This window comes from Chromobacterium sp. HL1, assembly GCF_057418835.1.
The window spans coordinates 144,787-165,091 of sequence record NZ_CP162399.1 but is presented as its reverse complement, the minus strand read 5'-3'; the positions used below and the strand labels follow the sequence as shown (position 1 = coordinate 165,091).

Below are 20,305 nucleotides of genomic sequence, written 5' to 3'. Positions count from 1 at the left end.
CGCATCATGACCGCCGCCGATGAACAGGACAGCTCGTTGCCAGCCGAAACGGACGCCCCGCAAGACCCCTCCCGCCGCCGCCTGTTCGAAGGCCTGGCCGCCATCGGCGCCAGTTGCGCCTTGCCCGCCGCCGCCGCGCCCAGCAGCCACCCGCGCCGCGGCAAGCTGGACGCCCTGCTCAAGGCCAATATCAAAAACGTGGTGGTGATCTACCTGGAAAACCGCAGCTTCAACAACCTCTACGGCAACTTCCCCGGCGTGGCCCAGCCGCTGAGCGCGGTCAAGCCGGAACAGACGCAGCAACGCGACCGCGACGGTCAGCCGCTGTCCGGCCTGCCCAAGATCTGGGGCGGCCTGGTGCCCACCGGCCAGACCGTGGCCGGCAAGCGCTACTTCATCGAAGAAAAAGACATCCACGGCCTGCCCAACGCGCCCTTCCCGCTAAAGGACGCCGAAGGCCAGCCGCTGCCGGAGGCGGTGATCACCCGCGATCTCTGTCATCTGTTCTATCACAACCAGATGCAGATCAACGACGGCCGCAACGACCAGTTCGTCGCCTGGGCCGATTCCGGCGCGCTGGTGATGGGCCACTACCCGGACACCGCACGCACGCTCAACCAATGGCAGATCGCCCGTCGCTTCACCCTGTGCGACAACTTCTTCATGGCGGCCTTCGGCGGCTCCTACCTCAACCACCAATTCCTGATCTCCGCGCGCACCCCGGAATACTTCAACGCCGCCCAGACCCCGGCCAAGAAGAAAATCGCCGTACTGGCCGACGGGCCCACCGGCCACCAGTTGGCGCTGGACCCCAAATCCCCGGCCTCCGCGCTGGACGGCCCGCCCAAATTCGTCAACAACGGCGCCATCACCCCGGACGGCTACGCGGTCAACACCATGGCCCCGCCCTACCAGCCCAGCTTTGTACGGCCGGCGGAAGGCGGCGACAAGCGCTACGCCGACCCGCAAGATCCCAGCACCCTGCCGCCGCAAAGCTACCGCACCATAGGCGACCTCTTGTCCGAGAAGCACATAGACTGGGCCTGGTACGGCGGCAGCTGGCAGGCGGCGCTGGACGGCAAGGGCGGCGGCGACGCGCCCAACTTCCAGTACCACCACCAGCCCTTCAACTACTTCCGCCAGTTCGCACCCGGCAGCGCCGCCCGCGAGCGCCATCTGCTGGACGGCGGCCTGGGCGACAGCCCGATTTCCAACCGCTTCATCGCCGACGCCGTGGCCGGCAAACTGCCCGCGGTGGCCTTCTACAAGCCGCAGGGCAATCTGAACATGCACGCCGGTTATTCCGACGTGGAGTCCGGCGACCGTCATGTGGCCAATGTGTTGCAGCATTTGATGAGCGGGCCGCAGTGGAAGCATATGCTGGTGGTGATCACCCACGATGAGAACGGCGGCTGGTGGGACCATGTGGCGCCGCCGCAGGGGGACCGCTGGGGGCCGGGCTCGCGGATTCCGGCAATCATCGCCTCGCCGTTCGCCAAGCGTGGGCATGTGGATCACACCTTTTACGATACGACGTCCATCATCCGTTTCATTAGCCGGCTGCACGATTTGCCGGAGCTGGAAGGGGTGAGCGCGCGCAATGCGGCCTTCCGCGCGCGCGGCGCGCAGCCGCCGGGGGATTTGACCGGGGCTTTGGCGTTTGCGTGAGGGGGTTATTGCATCCGCTTTGCGGGTGATAATTTGGGTGCCGCTTTCCGCGCTGAACTCTCTACGTGCGAATCTTCGATTCGCTCAGTGATGGCGCGCTAACGTCGCGGTGCTCGAACAGGCAGCCGCTTAAAACGAGCGAAGCGAAGTTTCTGCGTAGCTAAAACCTCGGGCCTGCCGCCCGACGGCAGGCTTGAAGGGACCCAGGGCGCGTCGGATACGTGGTTTCTCCTTGGCTCTTTGGAGATATCCACAGATCGGGTGGAATTGGATAGTTATCCCCAAAAGGGATCCATCATTGATCTTTTTGTATGAGAGCAGACCACCTCGTGTAGCGCCCAAGTGTCCCCTCGGGGCGCGCTCCGGGTTTCGCGTCCAGGGGAACGGCGGGGGATGAAAGGGGGCGGCGGCCCGCCCCCTTTCCATCTTATTCCCTCGCGACGCTGCGCTTGCCTCGCTCGGTCAGCGCGGAAAGCCGCACCTAAACCATCACTCGCGCAGCGGATACAAAACCCACACACCTAGCCAAAGCAACCACGCCGCCTTGATCCACCTCTTACCCTCGGCAACAATCCCAACCTTGCTACGTCATTTGGCGGGCGCATGGCGGGAGAGTGTAATGCACTCACCGGTTTGGGGCTCACTCGGTACGCCAATCCCGCCACGCGCTTGCCCCATCCTCTCCCACGCACCTGGCTGAACCAACCACCCCACCTTGACCCCAAGCACTCCCTCAGGAACAATTCCCACGTTGCCGCCCACAAGCGGCACACGGGATTGGCGTCCCGTAAGTTGACAGAGGGCTCACACTTTCCGGTGTGAGCTTGGTTTTATCATGAGCGTGCTACTTGGCAGACGCATGGTGGGCTATAAGCCTCCATTTTCAACTATTTGATTTGTTTAGACGCCAATCCTGTTCCCTCTGCTTTGGGATCAGGTGCTTCATCTTGTGTCATTACAGGAGAAACACCATGCAACATCCTCACAACTTCCCCCGTCGTCGCCGCTACAAACTGCACTCGCTGGAGCAGCAGGAAGCGCTTCTCCCCTTCGTCCGTTTCTGCCCCGGCCGCACCTATCGGCATTACTGGCAAATGCCTACGCCCCGTAAGGATTACCCCGCCGACAGCGCCTACGGCCGCGAATGCGCGGCCCACCTGCTGCAATGGATGAAGGACAACCGCGAATATGTCGGCAAAGGCCTGCTCAGCCGCGTGGCCCGCGACATCGATTTTGACGACCGCGCCGGACGCGGCCAGTGGATGGGCTTCTTCAACTATCTGGAAATCATGATGCTGCTGGGCGCCGACCGGGTCCGGGTCTACCGCCATGTGGATAGCCAACACCAGCTCTACCTGGCGCTGGGACAGCGGATTGATTTGGAAGCGCGCTTCCGCCGCATCCGCCTGCGAAACCGCTAAGCATCTTGCGGTGGGTATCGCTACGCTCCACCCACCCTACGGCAGGCAGTTTGTAGGGTGGGTGGAGCCGATAGGCGATACCCACCAACAAGCTAGACCCAGCCATCTTACAAAAAAAACGCCCCGACTTCCGGGGCGTTTTGAATGGAAGCGACAAGCGCTCAAATCACGTAATCCTGACCTTCCTGCTTGGCGAACACCGACAACTTCTTCGGCGTCACATACAGGTTGTCGCCGGGCAAAACGCCCAACTCGCGATAACGCTCCTTGCTCACCGCCGCCTCAATGCTCCGGCCGTCGGCCTGCACCAGCTCCACCCGCACAATGGGCCCCACCGCGTGGATATGCTCCACCGTGCCCTGCGCCAGCGCGCCGTCGGCCTGGCGCGACAGGTCCAGATCATGCGGGCGCACATAGGCCACCGCCTCGTCGCCGCTGGCCAGGCTCAGCCCTTCCAGCGCATGGGCGTAGCCGCCGATCTGCAACTGTCCGCGCTCGATGCGGCCGTGGAACAAATTCACATCGCCCAGGAACTGGGTGACGAAGGGCGTGGCCGGGTTTTCGTAGATATCGTCCGGACGGCCCACTTGCTCGATGTGGCCGTGGTCCATCACCACCACCCGGTCCGACACTTCCAGCGCTTCTTCCTGATCGTGGGTGACGAACACGCTGGTGATGTGCATATCGTTGTGCAGATCGCGCAGCCAGCGGCGCAGGTCCTTGCGCACCTTGGCGTCCAGCGCACCGAAGGGTTCGTCCAGCAGCAGCACCTTGGGCTCCACCGCCAGCGAGCGCGCCAGCGCGATGCGCTGACGCTGGCCGCCGGACAACTGGCCGGGATAGGCGTCCGCCAGCCAGTCCAGCTGCACCATTTTCAGCAGCTGCATCACTTTGTCGCGGATCTCGTCCTTGCCGGGCCGACTCTTGCGCGGCTTGACGCTGAGGCCGAAGGCCACGTTGTCGAACACCGTCATGTGGCGGAACAGCGCGTAATGCTGGAACACGAAGCCCACTTCGCGCTCGGCCACATGGGTGTGGGTGGCGTCGGCGCCGGAAAACAGCACCTGCCCGGCGTCCGGCTGTTCCAGGCCGGCGATGATGCGCAGCAAGGTGGTCTTGCCGCAGCCGGACGGCCCCAGCAGCGCCAGCAGTTCGCCGGCTTCCACGTTGAGGCTGACATTGTCCAGCGCGACGAAATCGCCGAACTGTTTGCGGATATTGCGGATTTCTATGCTCATGCGGGCTGGTCCTTGGCTATGGCGCGGCCGGCGGCGGCCAGGCGAGCGGCCGCGCTGCGTTCCGCGGCGGCGTCGCTCTGTCGCGCCATCCGCCACTCCACCAGGCTCTTGACGCCCAGGGTGACCAGGGCGAGGAAGGCCAATAGCGAAGCGCAGGCGAAGGCGCCGACGAAGTTGTACTCGTTGTACAGGATTTCCACATGCAGCGGAATGGTATTGGTTTGGCCGCGGATATGGCCGGACACCACGCTGACCGCCCCGAATTCCCCCATTGCGCGGGCATTGGTCAGGATCACGCCGTAGAGCAGGCCCCATTTGACATTGGGGAGCGTGACGCGCCAAAAGGTCTGCCAGCCGGAGGCGCCCAGAACCAGCGCCGCCTGCTCCTCGTCCGCGCCCTGGGCCTGCATCAGCGGGATCAGCTCGCGGGCCACAAAGGGGAAGGTAACGAAGACGGTGGCCAGCACGATGCCGGGCACGGCGAAGATCACTTGCAGGCCGTGCTGTTGCAGCCAGCCGCCCAGCGCGGTGTTGACGCCGAACAAGAGCACGTACATCAGGCCGGCCACCACCGGCGACACCGCGAACGGCAGGTCGATCAGCGTGGTCAGGAAGCTCTTGCCGCGGAATTCGAAACGGGCGATGGCCCAGGCCGCCGCCACGCCGAACACCAGGTTCAGCGGCACGGCGATGACGGCGGCGGTCAGCGTCAGCTTGATGGCCGCCCATGCGTCCGGCTCCACCAGCGCGGCCAGGTACAGGTCCCAGCCCTTGCGGAAGGCTTCCCAAAACACCGCCAGCAGCGGCACCAGCAGGAACAGGAACAAGAAGGCCAAGGCCAGGCCGGTCAGCAGATAGCGCACCGTGCGCGATTCAGTGGTCAGGCTTTGCATATCATTTACCCGCGCCGTGGCGGCGCGCGGCCCACCATTGGATGAGGTTGATGGCGAACAGGAACAGGAAGGAGATGGCCAGCATCACCAGCGCCACCGCCACCGCGCCGTTTTGATCGAACTGGTCCAGCTTGGCGGCGATGATCAGCGGAGCGATCTCCGACACCATCGGGATATTGCCGGCGATGAAGATCACCGAGCCGTATTCGCCGGTGGCGCGGGCGAAGGCCATTGCGCCGCCGGTGATCAAGGCCGGCAAGGCCGCCGGGAAGATCACGCGCCGGAAAATGTCCCAGCGCCCGGCGCCCAGACAGGTGGCGGCTTCTTCCAGTTCGCGCTCCAGGTCTTCCAGCACCGGCTGCACCGTGCGCACCACGAAGGGCAGGCCGATGAAGGTCAGCGCCACGATGATGCCCAGCGGGGTGAACGACACTTTCAGGCCCAGCGGCTCCAGGTATTGGCCTATCCAACCGTTGGGCGCGTACAGCGTGGTCAGCGCGATGCCGGCCACCGCGGTGGGCAGCGCGAACGGCAGGTCCACCAGCGCGTCTATCAGCCGCTTGCCGGGAAAGCGGTAGCGCACCAGCACCCAGGCCACCAGGAAACCGAACAGCAGATTGATCAGCGCGGCGATGCCGGCGGAAACGAAGGACAGGCGGATGGCGGCGGCCACGCGCTCATGGGCCACCGCGTCGACGAAGGCCGCCCAGCCCATGCCGTGCGCCGACCACAGCAGCGCGGCGAAGGGCAGCAGCACGATCAGGCCCAGCCAGAACAGGGTGATGCCGAAGGACAGGCCGAAGCCGGGCAGCACCGAGTGGCGCTTATTGATCAGATTGAAGCCGCTGGCCGCCATCACGCGCTCATTTCTTGCTGAAGATCTGGTCGAAGCTGCCGCCGTCGGCGAAGTGCTTCTGATTGACCGCGGTCCAGGAGCCGAACACGCTGGCCACGGTGAAGGTTTTCACCGCCGGGAAGCGGGCGGCGAACTGCTTGGCCACCGCCGGGTCTTGCGGCCGCAGGTAGTTGTCGGCGGCCAGCTTCTGGCCTTCCGGACTCCACAGGTATTGCAGATAGGCTTCCGCCTGCTTGCGGCTGCCCTTGCGGTCCACCACCTTGTCCACCACGGACACCGGGTTCTCGGCCAGCACGGACACGCTGGGGTAAACCAGTTCAAAGCCGCCACGGCCGAATTCGCGGGCGATCATTTCCGCCTCGTTTTCAAAGGTCACCAGCACGTCGCCAATCTGGCGCTGCATGAAGGTGGTGGTGGCGGCGCGACCGCCGCCGTCCAGCACCGGCACGTTCTTGAAGATGCGGCCCACCAGATCCTGGGCCTTGGCCTCGTTGCCGCCCGGCTGTTTCAGCGCATAGCCCCAGGCCGCCAGATAGCTGTAGCGGCCGTTGCCGGAAGTCTTGGGATTGGGGATCACCACTTTCAGGCCCGGCTTGGCCAGATCGCTCCAGTCGCGCACTTGCTGCGGATTGCCCTTGCGCACCAGGAACACGATGGTGGAGGTGAACGGCACCGCGTGGTTGGGCAGGCGGCTGGCCCAGTTGGACGGCACCAGGCCCTTGCCCGCCAGCAGGTCGATATCGGTGGCCTGGTTCATGGTGATCACGTCGGCGGCCAGGCCGTTGGCCACCGCCAGCGCCTGCTTGCTGGAGCCGCCGTGCGACTGCTGCAGGGTGACGGTTTCGCCGGTCTTGGCCTTATAGGCTTTCTGAAAGGCCGGGTTGTAGTCCTTGTAGAAGTCGCGCATCACGTCGTAGGACACGTTGAGCAATGTGGCGTCGGCCAGCGCGGAGCCTGACGCGGCCAGCAACAGGGCGGCCAGGGCGAGACGGAGCTTCATGGACAGACCTTTTCTGAATGGATGATCGGCGATGTTCCCGAGATGTTCCCGACTATACCCAAGGACTGTTATATCCATAAATAATATTGTGAAATACTCTTATCCCTCAATCATCTAACAAGCCCGCCCCACCCTCTTCGCATTCCCGCGCGCTCCAGCCGCGCGCGCACCGCTCTGGCCGCCCTCCCCGCTTTGGTTTACTCTCAGAGTCAATCCTCTATTCTGGCTCTCGGAAGTTTCCACGATGAACGTCAAAGACTATATGCAACAGGCGGGCAAGGCCGCCCGCAAAGCCAGCCGCGAACTGGCCCGCGCCGACACCGCGCAGAAGAACCGCGCGCTGCTGGCGATGGCGGACGCCATCCTGCGCGAGCAGGCGCAGCTGCTGGCCGCCAACGCTCTGGACATGGAGGCCGCGCGCAAGGCCGGCCTGGAGCCGGCGCTGCTGGACCGCCTGGCCTTGAACGAGAATACCGTCGCCGGCATGGCCGAAGGCCTGCGCCAAATCGCCGCGCTGCCGGACCCGGTGGGCGAGGTCAGCGAGATGGCCTACCGTCCTTCCGGCATCCAGCTGGGCAAGATGCGAGTGCCCTTGGGCGTGGTGGGCATCATTTACGAGGCCCGCCCCAACGTCACCGCCGACGCCGCCGGCCTGTGCCTGAAATCCGGCAACGCCGCGCTGCTGCGCGGCGGCTCCGAGGCCTTCCACAGCAATCAGGCCATCGCCGCCTGCGTGCACGAGGGCTTGCGCGAAGCCGGCCTGCCGGCCGAGGCGGTGCAGGTGCTGGCCACCACCGACCGCGCCGCGGTGGGCGAGATGATCACCATGCCGCAATACGTGGACGTGATTGTGCCGCGCGGCGGCAAGGGCCTGATCGCCCGCATCAGCGCCGAGGCGCGGGTGCCGGTGATCAAGCATCTGGACGGCAACTGCCATGTCTACATCGACGACACCGCCAGCCCGGACAAGGCTTTCGACATCGCGCTGAACGCCAAGACCCATCGCTACGGCACGTGCAACACCATGGAAACCCTGTTGGTGCACACCGCCTTCGCGGAATTCATCCTGCCGCGCCTGGCTGCGGCCTATTGGGAAAAAGGCGTGGAGTTGCGCGGCTGCGAACGCACCCGCGCCATCCTGGGCGACAAGGTGCGCCCGGCCGGGGAAGAGGACTGGGCCAGCGAATACCTGGCGCCCATCCTGGCCGTCAAGGTGGTCAAGGATCTGGACGAAGCCATCGAACACATCAACCACTGGGGCAGCCACCATACCGACGCCATCGTGTCCGAAGACTACGGCCGCACCCGCCGCTTCCTGCGCGAGGTGGACTCCGCCAGCGTGATGGTCAACGCCTCCACCCGCTTCGCCGACGGCTTTGAATACGGGCTGGGCGCGGAAATCGGCATTTCCACCGACAAGATCCACGCGCGCGGCCCGGTGGGCCTGACCGGTCTGACCAGCCAAAAGTGGATCGTGCTGGGCGACGGCCATATCCGCTCCTGATCCCGCCGCATCGAAGGCCGCTTGCTTGAGCGGCTTTCGCTACGCCGCCGGCCTCGCTGCCGGCGGCGTTTTCATTGATAATCGCTGCTTTGCTTCCATACCGGGCGATTCCATGCTGACCCTGAACCAACAAGACTTGGCCGCGCTGTCGGCCAAAGCCGCCTGTGCGCCGCGCCTGCGCGCCAACCAGAATTTCCACGTCCAGCTGGAAGACCCGATCCAGCGCCTGGCCATCGCCATGGAGCCGGACACCTATGTCCGCCCGCACCGCCACGACCACAGCTGGGAGATGCTGATCGCGCTCAGCGGCGCCTTTGAGGTGATCGTTTTCGATGAGGCCGGCGTGGTGCAAGGCCGCCATCGCTTGGGCGCGGACGGCGCGCGCGTCTTCGAAATGCCGGCCAACACCTGGCACTCGGTGGTGTCGCTGCAACCGGGCAGCGTGGTGTTCGAAGTCAAGCACGGCCCGTATCTGCCGCTGCAGGACCAGAACCTGGCCGCCTGGTCCCCGGTCGAGGGTTCCGAGCGCGTGCCGGCGATGCTGGATTTCCTGCGCCGCGCTCAAGCCGGCCAGCGCTTCGACGGCTGAGCCCCGCGCCGGTCAAACGGCTAGCCGAATAAGCTTGCCAGCCGCCTCGCCCCTGTTTACCGTGTAGGGCATCTCTTGGGGGCGGGAGTCGGACCATGTTGTGGCATTGGTTGCTGGCAAGCTTGCATCTACTGGCTCTGGGCGCCGGCCTGGCCGCCCTCTGGAGCCGAGCCGGCCTGCTGCGCCAGCAGCAATTCCCCAATCAGACCCCGCAGCTGTTTCGCTGCCACCGCTGGTGGCTGCTGGCGCTGACGCTGTGGACGGTCAGCGGCCTGGGCCTGCTCTCGCTGGACCCCGCCCGGCTGCAACAACCGTTGTTCATGCTCAAACTGCTGACCCTGGCCCCGCTGCTGCTGCTGGAAGTCCGCGCTTCGCGCGGCCTGATGCGCTGGCAAAGCCAGCTGCGCATCCAGCGCAGTCTGGAACTGCGCGGCGCCGACTCGCTGGCGCGCAGCAGTTATTGGCAAATCTGGCTGCTGCTCGCCATCGTCGGCGAATCCGCCGCGCTGCATGGCTGAATAAGCGACGCCCAGTCCGCCGCGGCTCCGCCGTCTCAAACTCCTTAACACCTGCAACCGGCCTAACTCGAACTTGCGCGCGGCGCCGGGCTTCCAACCCCATATCCCGTCCCGACGCAAGAACGCCATGCCCATTCTGATCGAACACTGCAAATCCCTATTGCTTCAAGCCGCGCTGGGCGTCGCCCTGAGCTGCGCGGTCATGCCTGCGCTCGCCAATCTGAGCGACCCCGTCGCCACGCTGAAGGCCAAGGCCTCGCCGCCCGCCGTGGCCAGCTGCCTGGACGAACGCATGCGCAAGCTGCGCATTCCCAGCGAATACATCGAACGCGAGCGTGGCCGAGACGGCGGCGAGACCGTGCGTCTGACCAATCCGGCCACCCAGAAAGACGGGCTGGAAATCCTCATCCGCCCGGACGGCGACGCCAGCAAGCTGACGGTGAACACCCATGGCCTCAGTTACAGCAAGGCATGGCGCAAGCTGGTCACGGACTGCGCTCAGCGCGCCTGAGTCCCTCCCCGGCCGGGCTGTGGACAGCGCCGGCCGCGGCTCCACGGCTGTGGAAAGTGTGCGCAAACTGTGCGCAAAACTGTGGATAACATTAAAAAGCCTCCGGCAGACCCCCGGTTTGATTGCGTCCGCTTGCCTTTTCCGCTTGTGTACAACTTTTGAAACCCACGGCGCGCTGTGTGTAATGTGGATGAAACGGGGACAAGCTTGTGGATAAGCGGAGCCGGCGTTTGACAGCCAGTCCCGCTGACAAAAATTCTCCAGCGGTTACACTGGACAAGAGATCTTCGTCCAGGAGCCCGCATGTCCAATTACCACGCCAAGTACGAACTGCACTACGCCGCCGGCAAGGCGCTGCGCCAAGCCTGCTCTCGCACGCTGCAAGCCGAAAACCGGCTCAGCGCGCCGCGCGACATCCTCGCCATGGTGGAGCACACCTCGCAGGGCCGGGTGCAGGGCCTGATTCCGCTGCGCTACAGCCGGATGCAGGTTTCGCCCTTCACCTTTTTCCGCGGCTTCGCCATGATCCAGGCCGCCGATCTGGCCGCCAATCCCTCCAGCGGCCTGAAGCTGCAGATCTGCGGCGACGCCCACCTGATGAACTACGGCTTCTTCGCCTCCCCTGAACGGCAGCTGATCTTCGACATCAACGACTTCGACGAAACCCACCACGGTCCGTGGGAATGGGATCTGAAACGGTTGGCGGTCAGCCTGGTGCTGGCCGCGCGCGGCCAGGGCTTCAGCGAAAGCCAGGCGCGGGACATGGTGTGCCGCGCCAGCGAGGTCTACCGCCGCCGCGTCAACGAATACGCCCGCATGGGACAACTGGAGCTGTGGTACACCAAGGTGGGCTTCGAACAATTGCTGGAGCGCGCGCCCACCGACGCCATCCGCCAGCAAATGCTCAAGCTGTCCGACAAGGCCAGACACCAGACCCAGGAAAAACTGCTGCCCAAGATGACGGAGCTGGAGGACGGCACCCTGCGGCTGCGCGACAACCCGCCGGTGATCTTCCATCTGCACGACAAAAACACCCTGCTGGACAACGACGACAGCTGGCTGTCCGCCGACGACGCCGAGGCCCTGGTCAAGCCGATGCTGGACAACTACATCGACACCTTGAAGGAAGACCGCCGTCAGTTGCTGGAGCGCTTCCGGCTGGTGGATTGCGCGTTCAAGGTGGTGGGCGTGGGCAGCGTGGGCACCCGCTGTCTGGTGATGCTGTTGCAGGACAACTTCGACCAGCCGCTGTTCCTGCAATTGAAGGAGGCGCGCCCCTCGGTGCTGGAACCTTACACCCAGGCCTGCGTGCACGGCCATCAGGGCAAGCGGGTGGTGTTCGGCCAGCGCCTGATGCAGGCGGCCAGCGATCTGTTCCTGGGCTGGACCACCGGCCCGGCCGGCCGTCACTTCTACGTGCGCCAGTTGCGCGACATGAAGGCCGCGCCGTCGCTGGAAGCCTTTGCCACGCCGGAAGCGCTGACCGCCTACGGCCAGGCCTGCGCCTGGGCGCTGGCGCGCGCGCACTCCAAATCCGGCGGCCAAGCCGCCCAACTGGCCGGCTATGTGGGCGACAGCGACAAGCTGGACCAGGCCATCGCCGGCTACGCGCTGGCCTACGCCGACCAGGTGGAAGCCGATTACCAGGTGTTCAAGGCCGCCATCGCCAGCGGCCGGCTGCAAGTCCACGACTGAAAACCCCGTCGCAACGCCGCCGCCGGCGGCGTTCATCCTTCCGTATTAATACCAAACCCTTGATCTTGTTGCTTGTAATGTCATAAAACCATACTAGAACAGGCGATAATCCCGGCCCTGTCCTTGCCGCCGGCAAAGACAGGGCCGACAGCCCACAATCAGACATCCACCTTCGAAAAGCGAACATCATGCGGGTCAATACCAGACTGTTCATCATCATGGCGGCCAGCCTGCTGGCGCTGCTCAGCATCGCGGCCGTGGCGCTGCTCTCCACCCGAGCCACGCTGGGCCAGGAAAAGCGCGAGCAAATCACCCACCTGCTGCGCATGGCGGAAGGCACCATGAGCCACTTCCAGAAACTGGAGGAAAAAGGCCTGCCGCGCGCCGACGCCCAAAAACAAGCCATCGCCGCCCTCAACGCGCTCAAGGTGGACGACATCTACTTCTTCGGCCGCAATCCGCAAAACGTGGTGATGTTCCACCCCAACAAAGACCGGGTGGGCAAGGTGGACATGGGCAGCACGCTGCCGGACGGCCGCACCACGGTGGCGGTCTATGAAGAGGCCTTGCAGAAAGAGCATTACGGCCTGGTGACCATCCAGACCTCGCGCAAGGGCAGCAAGGGGGAGTTTCCCAAACTCAACGGCGTGGTGCGCTTCGAGCCCTGGGGCTGGATGGTGGGCACCGGCATCTTCATCGACGATATCGACCAGCTGTTCTGGAGCCAGGCGCGCACGCTGCTGATCATCGCCGCCATCGGCGTGATCACGCTGGCCGGCCTGATCCTGCTGGTCTCGCGCAGCATCATGCAGTCTCTGGGCGGCGATCCCAACTACGCGGCTCAGGTGGTCAAGGCCATCGCCGACGGCGATCTGGGCACCGACATCGTGGTGCAGGGCCCGCCGCACAGCCTGCTGGCGGCAATGCGCGAAATGCAGCTGAAACTGCGCCAGATGATCGAGGAGATTAGCCTCGCCGCCACCAATATCAACCAGGCCAGCCGTCAGCTGTCCAGCGATATGGACAAGGTGCACGACGTTTCCGGCGTGGCCAGCTCCTCCACCAGTTCCGCCGCCGCCGCCATCGAGCAGCTGTCGGTGAGCATAGACCACGTCACCGCCAGCGCCCGCGACACCGAATCCGGCTCGCGCGACACCGTGGAGCTGGCGCGCCAGGGCGAAGCGCTGGCGGCGCGGGCCGCCGAAGGCATCCGCAACATCGCCGGCCAAGTGCATAGCGCCAGCGATATGGTGGGCAAGCTGGCCGAACGCACCCGCAACATCAGCGGCATTGCCGAAACCATCCGCGACATCGCCAACCAGACCAATCTGCTGGCGCTGAACGCGGCGATCGAAGCGGCGCGCGCCGGCGAGATGGGCCGCGGCTTCGCGGTGGTGGCGGACGAAGTGCGCAAGCTGGCCGAGCGCACCGCCTCCGCCACCGACGAGATCTCCACCATTGTGCAGGCGGTGGTCAGCGAAACCGGCAGCGTGTCCAGCCAGATGGACGACATCCGCCCGGCGGTGGAAGGCGGTGTGGAGCAGGTGCAGCAGGCGGCCCAGACGCTGGACGCCATCAGCAAGCAGGCCAGCCAGGCGCTGGAGCATGTGCACAATGTGGTGGTGGCGATGGGCGAGCAGAGCCAGGCCGGCACCAATATCGCCGGCAACGTCGAGCAGGTGGCCGGCGTGGTGGAGGAAACCCAGAATTCGGTCAGCAACGCGGTGGGGGCGGTTCGCGCCATCGATCAGCAGGCGGACACCCTGCAACAGACCGTGGGCCGTTTCCGCCTCTAAGAGCCTGTTGGCGGCGATACGGCGTTGAAAACAAAGTCGAAGTACGCATGCGCCACGAGTACGTTCCGCTTTCTCGGCCGCAACGCCTTGTCTCGCCCTAGCTCGCGATCGTAAACCCCTTCCCAGCCTTCCCCAAGCCCCGCTCCGCCGGGGCTTTTTGCCGCCTTCATTCCGGGCTTGCCCTCCCGCCCCTGCCTGATGGCATAATGTGCGCAGAGCAAACGCTCCAAAAATAAAACAAAGCCACGGACAGACAGACCCAAACATGCAAACAATAATGCGCAAGCGCATCGGGAGAGATTCATGTCCCAGGCCACCATCCCGGCGGACTTGGCCGAATGGCTGATTCAACAGAATGTTCGTGACGTAGAACTGGCTTTCGCCGACGTGCACGGTTTTGCCCGCGGCAAAACCTTGCCGGCCAAGGCCTTCATCAAGGGACAGCCGCTGCGCATCGCGCGGGCGGTGCCCATCCAAAGTTGCATCGGCGAATTCCCGGACTACCGCTACTACGGCGAGCACGATCCGGACGTCACCCTGGTTCCGGATTTCGCCACCCTGCGCCAGGTGCCGTGGGCCAAGACCCCGCGCGCCAGCGTGATCTGCGACTGCGTGGACCACGACGGCAGCCTGGCGCCGCTGGCGCCGCGCTCGGCGCTGAAAGCGGTGCTGACGCGCTACGCGGCGCTCGGCTGGACGCCGGTGGTGGCGCCGGAGCTGGAGTTCTACATCTTCGCCGCCCACGGCGACCCGCAGCAGCCGTTTCAGCCGCCCACGCTGCGCAGCGGCCGCCGCGAAGCCGGCTTCGACTCCTTCAGCTTCTCCTCGCTCAACGATCTGGAAGCCTATTTCGACGACCTCTACCGCGCCTGCGAAATGCTGGGCATCGCCACCGACACCTTCGTCCACGAAATGGGCCCCAGCCAGTTTGAAATCAACCTCAAACACGGCGACGCGCTGGCGCTGGCCGACCAAACCTTCCTGTTCAAGACCGCGCTTAAGGAGATAGGCAACCGCCACGGCCTCAGCGTGGTGTGCATGGCCAAGCCGCTGCCGGGCCAGCCGGGCAGTTCGATGCACTTGCACCAAAGCGTGGTGGACCAGCATGGCGACAATGTCTTCAGCCGCGCCGACGGCGAAGCCTCGGAAACCTTCTACGGCTTCATCGCCGGCCTGCAGCGTTATCTGCCGGAACTGATGCCCTTGTTCTGCCCCAGCCCCAATTCCTACCGCCGCTTCGTCAAAGGCATGGCCGCGCCGGTCAATCTGAGCTGGGGCTTGGACAACCGTTCGGTGGGGCTGCGGGTGCCGGTGTCCGGCCCGGAAGGCCGCCGCGTGGAAAACCGGCTGCCCGGCTGCGACGCCAACCCCTATCTGTCGCTGGCGGCCAGCCTGGGCGCCGGCCTGCTGGGCATAGAAGGCCGCTTGCAGCCCAGCGAGCCCGCCACCGGCAATGTGTTCAAGAGCGAACGCGCCAGCCTGCCCAATACCCTGGACGCCGCCTGCGAGGCGATGGCCGGCGGCGACGCCGCCGCGCAGCTGTTCGGCGCGGAGTTCAGCGCCGCCTATCTGGCGGTGAAGGAGGTGGAACTGACTCACTACCACAGCCAGATCACGCCGTGGGAGCGTCAATACCTGGGTCTGCTGGCCTGAGAACCCATTGACCAATGCAAACAGGCCCGCTGATGCGGGCCTGTTTGCATTGTCTCGCGCCAAGCGCCTCAGTTGCGGCTCAACAGCAGCCGCCGCGCCAGCAGTTCGATCGCCTCCTCGCGGCTGACCGGCACGCTGCCGCGGTATTGCTCGGCCACGATCCACTTTTCCACCGCGGCGCGGTCGCCGCGCGCGGCCTTGAGCAACACGCCGAAGGCCGCCCCGGTGGAATGCTCAGGCGGCTCCACGCTGCGGATCTGGGTATTCAAGGCGTACACCTTGTCCTCGGCGCGCGTCCTCGTGACCTGGCGCGGCGCGCGGCGCGAGTACACAATCCACCCCAGCAAAGCCAGCAAACACGCGCCCACGATCAATAGAAAAACAAACATTTCAAATCAAACCTTTAACTGAGGATGTCATTGTAAAACACCGCCTCGCCCCGCCGTCAACGCCTTGCGCCAGGTCAAACCCGGTTCATGCCGGCTTGGCCTGGGTCGCCCGCCGCGATATGCTGTCACGATAATCCCCCTGTCTCACCAGCCATAAAGGACATCGGACATGTACCAACACATCATCGCCGCGCTGGACGGCAGCAGCAATTCGGACAAGGCGCTGCTGGAAGCCATCCGCGTCGCCAAGTTCTGCAAAGCCAGCCTGACCCTATTCCACATCGCCAGCCTGCGCGATCTGGCGGTGGAAGGCGTCGGCCTGCTCGGCACCCACGAACTGCACGATCAAGCCTTCCGCGACGGCAACCGCGTGCTGGAACAGGCGCGCAAACAGGCGGTGGAAGCCGGCGTGGAACAGGTGCAGATCCACATGGCGGAAAGCTGGGACGGCGGCGCCGACATGGCGGAACTACTGGTGCGCTACGCGGACAGCCACAAAGCCGGCCTGGTCGTGCTCGGCACTCATGGCCGCAGCGGCATCGCCCATCTGCTGTTGGGCAGCTTCGCCCAGAACCTGCTGCGCCGCGCCAACTGTCCCGTCATGGTTCTGCGCAGCGAGCAAAGCGAGTTCGGCCAAGCGGAATAATAACCGCGACGCGCGGCCCTGGCGATGCCTTCATCATAACAAGGCGTCGCCTCGCGCCGCTCAGCGCTTGCGCGCGTAGATGAAGAACTCGCGGTTGCCGTCGCCGCCGGTGATCGGACTGTCGAACCACTTCAGCAGCTCAAAGCCCTGCTCCCGCACCGCCTCGCTGATCTTGTCCCGCACGCGCGGGTACAGGCTCTCGTCGCGTACGATGCCGCCCCTGGCCAAACCTTCGCGCCCCACCTCGAACTGCGGCTTCACCAGGCTGAGCAGGTGACCGCCGGGACGGATCAAGGGCAGCGCCGAGGGCAGCACCAGGGTCAGCGAAATGAAGGACACGTCGCACACCATCAGGTCGAAAGGCAAGCCCTCGTTGGCCGCCAACAGGGCCGCGTGGTCCAGCGCCCTGGCGTTCACCCCTTCGAAATAACGCAGGCGCGCGTCCGTCCGCAGCCGCGGATGCAATTGATCGTGCCCCACGTCCACGCCCACCACTCGCCGCGCGCCCTGCTGCAGCAGGCAGTCGCTGAAACCGCCGGTGGACTGGCCCACGTCCAGCGCCAGCGCGTCGCGCGGGTCCAGGCCGGACGACTCCAGCGCGCCCAGCATTTTCAAGCCGCCGCGCGACACGAAACGATCGGAGGGATCGGCGGCGATCTCGAAGCGGCTGCCCGGCGCGCATTTCTGGCTGGGCTTGCTCACCGGCGCGCCGTCGCAACGGACGCGCCCCGCGGCGATCAGATTCTGCGCCGCCGTGCGCGAAGCCGCCAGGCCCAGTTCCACCAGCAACACGTCCACTCGCGTCATCGCACCCTCCCCACCATCGACAAAAACCGCACAGCGTGGCAAGCGCGCCGGCCGCTGTCAAGCCAAGACCATGATCTCACCGTGCGTAGGGCCCGCCAACCGCGCTAGAATCGCTAAATGCCAATCCGGCCAGCCGTCGCCCCCGGCGTCGGCAGCCTCAAGCGGAGACATGGATGGATACACATCAACTGGAAGCGCATGAAGTGCGCGTGCTGGGCGCCCTGGTGGAAAAACAGGCGCTGACCCCGGACGCCTACCCGATGACCTTGAACGGCCTGGCCTCGGCCTGCAACCAGCTGACCAGCCGCGAACCGGTGATGCAGCTGTCCGAAGCGGACATCAGCGCGGCGCTGGACAGCCTGATCGCCAAGAAGCTGGCGAGCGAGCGGCTGCCGGCCGGCAGCCGGGTGGCCAAATACGAGCACAGGCTCAATTACGAATGGAATATCGAAGGCGCGCGGCTGGCGGCGCTGGCCCTGCTGATGTTGCGCGGACCGCAAACCTCGGCGGAAATCCGCACCCGTTCCGGCCGCATCTACGGCTTCAGCGGCGTGGAAGAAGTGGAAACCGCTCTCAACGCGCTGGCCGACAAATACCCGCCGCTGGTGCTGAAGCTGGAGCGCCAGCCCGGCGAGCGCGAGGCGCGCTGGGCCCATCTGCTCAGCGGCGAGCCGCAATCGCTGCCGGCCGCCGGCGACAACGGCTGCGGCGTGATCGAGGTGGGCATCGCCGGCCGCGTCGCCGCCTTGGAAGCGGAAGTGGCCGCCCTCAAAACCCGGCTGCTGGAGCTGGAGAATTTGCTGGCCAGTGAATAATTCACACTCGAATATTTGGCGGCTCGCCGAACTTGTTACTTAAAAAGCGGTCACTTCCCTTGTTGTCTAACTCACCCAAGAGAAGTGACCCATGAAAACTCTGCATCTGAGCGCCGCCGCCGCGCTGCTCGCCCTGACCGCGGCCGCCCACGCCGCCGATTACAGCTTTATCGCCGGCAAGGACTTCCAGCAATTCAGCCGCACCCCGCAGGGCCTGGGCCTGGGGCTTTCCATCGACTACCTGAACAGCGACCACAAGGGCAACGCCGGCGGCGCCGGCCTGGAGTTCGCGATTCCGCTGGGCCCGGTCACCCTGGCCGGCGGCGGCAAGCTGATGGGCCTGAACCCGGACAGCGGTTCCGGCACCGCCGCCTTGCTCGGCGGCCGCGCCAACATCCAGCTGGCGCCCAAGCTCAGCCTCTACGGCCAGGCCTATTACGCCGGCGACAGCATGGCCAGCGGCAGCGTCAAAAACGTCAGCGACCTGGCCGCCGGCGTGCGCTGGAACCCCATTGGACCGTTCACCGTGGAAGCCGGCTATCGCTACTTCGACATCGAGCGCAAGGACAACAACCGCAATCGTCGTCTTGCCGACGGCATGTATATCGGCGCCGGCTTCACCTTTTAAGCTCGGCCCGCCGCCACGAAAAACAGCCCCGCAATGCGGGGCTGTTGCTTGTCGCGGCTCACTCGGCCTGTCGCGCTTCGAACACCGCGTAAGTCTTGCACGCCGGCTCCAGCACCTGCCAGGTGCCGACGAAGCCCGCGGGGATCACGAAGTGATCGCCCTGCTTCAACTCCACGCTGTTCCCGGCCTCGTCGCTGACCTTCACTCGTCCTTGCAACAGCGTGCAGAACTCGTGTTCGCTGTAGCGCACTTTCCAGCAGCCCAGCCCGCCGCTCCAGATGCCGGCGTGGAACTGCCCGCTGGGATCGGAATAATGGTTGGCCACGCTTTGCCGGCATTCGCCGGCGACGCGGCGATCCTCGGCCGCCACAAACGATTCCAGCGCCACGTCGTGACGCTGGAACACAATGATATCGCTGGCCTGTTTCATCGCTCTGCTCTCCATGGCTGTTTGAAATTTTCAACACAATGCCATGAAGCAGACAGAATATTCAACTCCCTACCGATTCAATCGCCGCGCCACCGGCCACATCGCCGCGCACAGCAGCGCCATGGCCATGGGCTGGTACAAGACATACGGCTGATAAGCCGCACCAAGCAAACCCAGACCGCCGGCGATCAGCAGGTAGTACATCAGGCCCAATAAGGCGCCGGCCGTGCCCTGCACTTGGCGGTAATCCCGCAGGGCGCCCGCCAGCAGCGGCGGAATCGCGCAGCCGAAGGCCGCGGAAATCGCCAGTTGGCTGAGCAACAGCACGCCGACGGCCACGGTCGACAGCAGACCCGGCCAGCCGCTGAGCAACTGCACCAGGGCCGCCGCGCCGGCGGCCATCAAGGCCAGGCGCGGCAAGCGTTCCGCGCCGCCTCGCGCCGCCAGCCGGCGATTGACCGCGCCGCCGAACAGGCCGCCGGCGGCCACCAGCAAACCGCTGAGGCCGAACAACCAGGCCGGCATGCCCAGCAATTGCAGCGTGAACGGGGCCAGCGTGTAAAAGCCGAACAGCAGCAGATTGAAGCCGGCCACCAGCCATACCGTGGCCAGCACCCGCGGATCTCGCGCCATCCTGGCCGCCACCGCGCCCAAGGCCGCCGGCGGCGGCAGGTCCGCCGGCCGGGTCTCGCCGGCCAGCTTCCAGGACAACAGCAGCAACAGCGCCGCCAAGCCGCACAAGGCGGCGAACACGCCCTGATGACCGAAACCGGCCACCAGCAAAGCGCCCAGCGGCGGGCCCAAGGCCGGCGACAGCGACAACACCGCGCTGACGGTGGCGAACACCGTCAGCAGCGCCGGTCCCTGGTAACGGTCGCGCAACATGGTCTGCACCACAACCGAACCCGCGCTGGCGCCGAAGGCCAGCAATAGCCTGGCCAGCAGCAGCGCGGTGAAATCGCGGCTCATCACCGCCAGCACCGCGCCCGCGCCGTAACAGGCCAGGGCGGCCAGCAAGGCCGGCCGCCGTCCGTATAGATCGGCCAGCCGGCCCCAGCACACCACGCCGAAGGCGAAAGCCAGAAAGTAGACGCTCATCGTCAACTGCGCCTGACCGGCGCTGACATGGTAAGCCTGGGCGATCTCGGTCAAGGCCGGCGCGTAAATGGTTTCACTCAATTGCGGGAAACCCAGCAATACAATCAGCAGCGCCAGCGGCGCCGCCCGGATCGCGGTTTTCATTTTGTC

At 65.2% G+C, this 20,305-nt stretch carries 20 protein-coding genes; 12 read left to right on the top strand and 8 right to left on the bottom strand.

What is annotated here, in order from left to right; genetic code table 11:
• Positions 1-6: 6 nt before the first annotated feature.
• On the top strand, positions 7-1,668 hold the full coding sequence (locus AB1Z25_RS00805) for an acid phosphatase (RefSeq protein WP_486636401.1): 1,662 nt from the start codon (positions 7-9) through the stop codon (positions 1,666-1,668).
• A 971-nt stretch (positions 1,669-2,639) separates the two neighbouring features.
• Positions 2,640-3,089 carry a hypothetical protein gene (locus tag AB1Z25_RS00800; RefSeq protein ID WP_486636400.1) on the top strand — a complete coding sequence of 150 codons (450 nt, stop codon included), beginning with the start codon at positions 2,640-2,642 and terminating at the stop codon, positions 3,087-3,089.
• Between the two features lie 161 nt (positions 3,090-3,250).
• Here the strand turns inward: AB1Z25_RS00800 and AB1Z25_RS00795 are convergent, their stop codons facing one another.
• From AB1Z25_RS00795 to AB1Z25_RS00780, 4 genes are read right to left on the bottom strand one after another with little or no spacing between them, the layout of a single operon-like run.
• A complete protein-coding gene (locus tag AB1Z25_RS00795; RefSeq protein ID WP_486636399.1) occupies positions 3,251-4,327 on the bottom strand; it encodes a sulfate/molybdate ABC transporter ATP-binding protein in 1,077 nt (358 codons plus the stop codon).
• The gene (gene cysW / locus AB1Z25_RS00790) at positions 4,324-5,220 is read right to left on the bottom strand and encodes a sulfate ABC transporter permease subunit CysW (protein WP_048408326.1); all 897 of its coding nucleotides are present in this window, start codon (positions 5,218-5,220) and stop codon (positions 4,324-4,326) included. The genes AB1Z25_RS00795 and cysW overlap by 4 nt, the downstream gene beginning before the upstream one ends.
• A gap of 1 nt (position 5,221) precedes the next feature.
• On the bottom strand, positions 5,222-6,076 hold the full coding sequence (cysT, locus tag AB1Z25_RS00785) for a sulfate ABC transporter permease subunit CysT (RefSeq protein ID WP_048408327.1): 855 nt from the start codon (positions 6,074-6,076) through the stop codon (positions 5,222-5,224).
• A gap of 7 nt (positions 6,077-6,083) precedes the next feature.
• Entirely contained in the window at positions 6,084-7,076 is a 993-nt protein-coding gene (locus AB1Z25_RS00780) for a sulfate ABC transporter substrate-binding protein (protein WP_486636398.1), read from the bottom strand.
• A 244-nt stretch (positions 7,077-7,320) separates the two neighbouring features.
• On the opposite strand from AB1Z25_RS00780, the gene AB1Z25_RS00775 reads away from it, so the two are divergent.
• The 7 genes from AB1Z25_RS00775 to AB1Z25_RS00745 all read left to right on the top strand — a co-directional run bounded on the left by AB1Z25_RS00775 (position 7,321) and on the right by AB1Z25_RS00745 (position 15,342).
• A complete protein-coding gene (locus tag AB1Z25_RS00775; RefSeq protein WP_486636397.1) occupies positions 7,321-8,580 on the top strand; it encodes a glutamate-5-semialdehyde dehydrogenase in 1,260 nt (419 codons plus the stop codon).
• 112 nt (positions 8,581-8,692) lie between these two features.
• Positions 8,693-9,169, top strand: coding sequence for a WbuC family cupin fold metalloprotein (locus AB1Z25_RS00770; RefSeq protein ID WP_107797845.1), 477 nt, complete (start codon positions 8,693-8,695; stop codon positions 9,167-9,169).
• Positions 9,170-9,264: 95 nt separating this feature from the next.
• Positions 9,265-9,687 carry a DUF2214 family protein gene (locus tag AB1Z25_RS00765; RefSeq protein ID WP_235084933.1) on the top strand — a complete coding sequence of 141 codons (423 nt, stop codon included), beginning with the start codon at positions 9,265-9,267 and terminating at the stop codon, positions 9,685-9,687.
• Between the two features lie 127 nt (positions 9,688-9,814).
• A complete protein-coding gene (locus AB1Z25_RS00760; protein WP_227106488.1) occupies positions 9,815-10,198 on the top strand; it encodes a hypothetical protein in 384 nt (127 codons plus the stop codon).
• A 303-nt stretch (positions 10,199-10,501) separates the two neighbouring features.
• A complete protein-coding gene (locus AB1Z25_RS00755) occupies positions 10,502-11,893 on the top strand; it encodes a DUF2252 domain-containing protein (RefSeq protein WP_107797842.1) in 1,392 nt (463 codons plus the stop codon).
• 188 nt (positions 11,894-12,081) lie between these two features.
• Entirely contained in the window at positions 12,082-13,689 is a 1,608-nt protein-coding gene (locus AB1Z25_RS00750) for a methyl-accepting chemotaxis protein (protein ID WP_107797841.1), read from the top strand.
• Positions 13,690-13,992: 303 nt separating this feature from the next.
• A complete protein-coding gene (locus AB1Z25_RS00745; RefSeq protein WP_486636396.1) occupies positions 13,993-15,342 on the top strand; it encodes a glutamine synthetase family protein in 1,350 nt (449 codons plus the stop codon).
• 68 nt (positions 15,343-15,410) lie between these two features.
• Here AB1Z25_RS00745 and AB1Z25_RS00740 read toward each other — a convergent pair whose 3' ends face one another.
• Positions 15,411-15,731 carry a hypothetical protein gene (locus AB1Z25_RS00740; protein ID WP_146176546.1) on the bottom strand — a complete coding sequence of 107 codons (321 nt, stop codon included), beginning with the start codon at positions 15,729-15,731 and terminating at the stop codon, positions 15,411-15,413.
• Positions 15,732-15,900: 169 nt separating this feature from the next.
• Here AB1Z25_RS00740 and AB1Z25_RS00735 point away from each other — a divergent pair, with 169 nt between their 5' ends.
• Entirely contained in the window at positions 15,901-16,377 is a 477-nt protein-coding gene (locus AB1Z25_RS00735; RefSeq protein ID WP_107797838.1) for a universal stress protein, read from the top strand.
• Between the two features lie 60 nt (positions 16,378-16,437).
• On the opposite strand, the gene AB1Z25_RS00730 is transcribed toward AB1Z25_RS00735, so the two are convergent.
• On the bottom strand, positions 16,438-17,184 hold the full coding sequence (locus tag AB1Z25_RS00730; protein ID WP_107797837.1) for a TlyA family RNA methyltransferase: 747 nt from the start codon (positions 17,182-17,184) through the stop codon (positions 16,438-16,440).
• 173 nt (positions 17,185-17,357) lie between these two features.
• Between AB1Z25_RS00730 and AB1Z25_RS00725 the strand changes: the two genes are divergently transcribed.
• Together AB1Z25_RS00725 and AB1Z25_RS00720 are read left to right on the top strand one after the other, a co-directional pair.
• On the top strand, positions 17,358-17,999 hold the full coding sequence (locus AB1Z25_RS00725; RefSeq protein ID WP_107797836.1) for a YceH family protein: 642 nt from the start codon (positions 17,358-17,360) through the stop codon (positions 17,997-17,999).
• 91 nt (positions 18,000-18,090) lie between these two features.
• Positions 18,091-18,627, top strand: coding sequence for a YfaZ family outer membrane protein (locus tag AB1Z25_RS00720; protein WP_107797835.1), 537 nt, complete (start codon positions 18,091-18,093; stop codon positions 18,625-18,627).
• 58 nt (positions 18,628-18,685) lie between these two features.
• On the opposite strand, the gene AB1Z25_RS00715 is transcribed toward AB1Z25_RS00720, so the two are convergent.
• Both AB1Z25_RS00715 and AB1Z25_RS00710 read right to left on the bottom strand, forming a co-directional pair.
• Positions 18,686-19,057: a cupin domain-containing protein gene (locus AB1Z25_RS00715; protein WP_235084944.1), complete on the bottom strand. Its 372-nt coding sequence runs from the start codon at positions 19,055-19,057 to the stop codon at positions 18,686-18,688.
• 69 nt (positions 19,058-19,126) lie between these two features.
• A complete protein-coding gene (locus tag AB1Z25_RS00710) occupies positions 19,127-20,299 on the bottom strand; it encodes an MFS transporter (RefSeq protein ID WP_486636395.1) in 1,173 nt (390 codons plus the stop codon).
• Between the last annotated feature and the right edge of the window lie 6 nt (positions 20,300-20,305).

Excerpts from the sequence above, each read along its gene's own strand:
- AB1Z25_RS00805 (WP_486636401.1), top strand. The coding sequence starts at position 7 with ATGACCGCCGCCGATGAACAGGACAGCTCGTTGCCAGCCGAAACGGAC.
- AB1Z25_RS00800 (WP_486636400.1), top strand. The coding sequence starts at position 2,640 with ATGCAACATCCTCACAACTTCCCCCGTCGTCGCCGCTACAAACTGCAC.
- AB1Z25_RS00795 (WP_486636399.1), bottom strand. The coding sequence starts at position 4,327 with ATGAGCATAGAAATCCGCAATATCCGCAAACAGTTCGGCGATTTCGTC.
- cysW (WP_048408326.1), bottom strand. The coding sequence starts at position 5,220 with ATGCAAAGCCTGACCACTGAATCGCGCACGGTGCGCTATCTGCTGACC.
- cysT (WP_048408327.1), bottom strand. The coding sequence starts at position 6,076 with ATGGCGGCCAGCGGCTTCAATCTGATCAATAAGCGCCACTCGGTGCTG.
- AB1Z25_RS00780 (WP_486636398.1), bottom strand. The coding sequence starts at position 7,076 with ATGAAGCTCCGTCTCGCCCTGGCCGCCCTGTTGCTGGCCGCGTCAGGC.
- AB1Z25_RS00775 (WP_486636397.1), top strand. The coding sequence starts at position 7,321 with ATGAACGTCAAAGACTATATGCAACAGGCGGGCAAGGCCGCCCGCAAA.
- AB1Z25_RS00770 (WP_107797845.1), top strand. The coding sequence starts at position 8,693 with ATGCTGACCCTGAACCAACAAGACTTGGCCGCGCTGTCGGCCAAAGCC.
- AB1Z25_RS00765 (WP_235084933.1), top strand. The coding sequence starts at position 9,265 with ATGTTGTGGCATTGGTTGCTGGCAAGCTTGCATCTACTGGCTCTGGGC.
- AB1Z25_RS00760 (WP_227106488.1), top strand. The coding sequence starts at position 9,815 with ATGCCCATTCTGATCGAACACTGCAAATCCCTATTGCTTCAAGCCGCG.
- AB1Z25_RS00755 (WP_107797842.1), top strand. The coding sequence starts at position 10,502 with ATGTCCAATTACCACGCCAAGTACGAACTGCACTACGCCGCCGGCAAG.
- AB1Z25_RS00750 (WP_107797841.1), top strand. The coding sequence starts at position 12,082 with ATGCGGGTCAATACCAGACTGTTCATCATCATGGCGGCCAGCCTGCTG.
- AB1Z25_RS00745 (WP_486636396.1), top strand. The coding sequence starts at position 13,993 with ATGTCCCAGGCCACCATCCCGGCGGACTTGGCCGAATGGCTGATTCAA.
- AB1Z25_RS00740 (WP_146176546.1), bottom strand. The coding sequence starts at position 15,731 with ATGTTTGTTTTTCTATTGATCGTGGGCGCGTGTTTGCTGGCTTTGCTG.
- AB1Z25_RS00735 (WP_107797838.1), top strand. The coding sequence starts at position 15,901 with ATGTACCAACACATCATCGCCGCGCTGGACGGCAGCAGCAATTCGGAC.
- AB1Z25_RS00730 (WP_107797837.1), bottom strand. The coding sequence starts at position 17,184 with ATGACGCGAGTGGACGTGTTGCTGGTGGAACTGGGCCTGGCGGCTTCG.
- AB1Z25_RS00725 (WP_107797836.1), top strand. The coding sequence starts at position 17,358 with ATGGATACACATCAACTGGAAGCGCATGAAGTGCGCGTGCTGGGCGCC.
- AB1Z25_RS00720 (WP_107797835.1), top strand. The coding sequence starts at position 18,091 with ATGAAAACTCTGCATCTGAGCGCCGCCGCCGCGCTGCTCGCCCTGACC.
- AB1Z25_RS00715 (WP_235084944.1), bottom strand. The coding sequence starts at position 19,057 with ATGAAACAGGCCAGCGATATCATTGTGTTCCAGCGTCACGACGTGGCG.
- AB1Z25_RS00710 (WP_486636395.1), bottom strand. The coding sequence starts at position 20,299 with ATGAAAACCGCGATCCGGGCGGCGCCGCTGGCGCTGCTGATTGTATTG.